The sequence below is a fragment of the Brevibacillus sp. LEMMJ03 genome, from assembly GCF_007197875.1.
Classification (GTDB): domain Bacteria; phylum Bacillota; class Bacilli; order Brevibacillales; family Brevibacillaceae; genus Brevibacillus; species Brevibacillus thermoruber.
The window spans coordinates 1-308 of record NZ_VKJN01000125.1; the positions used below are offsets into that span (position 1 = coordinate 1).

Here is a 308-nt window from a genome sequence, read left to right on the forward strand (position 1 = left end):
TCCCCTTTGTACGACTGCAAATCTTTCTGCGCCTGCTCGAGGGCGAGGGCAATTGGCGTCCAGCCGGCAGGCTTGAACTGCGCCAGCGCACTGTCCAGTTTTTGCCGGTCATACGCCTGCAGGGGATACATCACATCGCTTTTGCTGCAGGAAAGCGCTTTGTCTGCTTCCGATCCTGTTCCTTCATGTCCGTAGACGCGCAGTCCCACCCGGGCATCGGCGGGAAGGGAGGCGGCAAACGAGCGGATCGCTTCCTTGGCCGCTTCCATTCTCGTCTTGCCGCCCGCCATATTGCCCATGCTGCCGCT

General features: G+C 60.7%; 1 protein-coding gene. It reads right to left on the bottom strand.

Annotation, left to right across the window (positions count from 1 at the left end):
- Positions 1–308, bottom strand: a 308-nt coding sequence (locus tag FOI68_RS23110) for a vWA domain-containing protein (RefSeq protein ID WP_143864445.1), incomplete at both ends; no start/stop codon positions are given.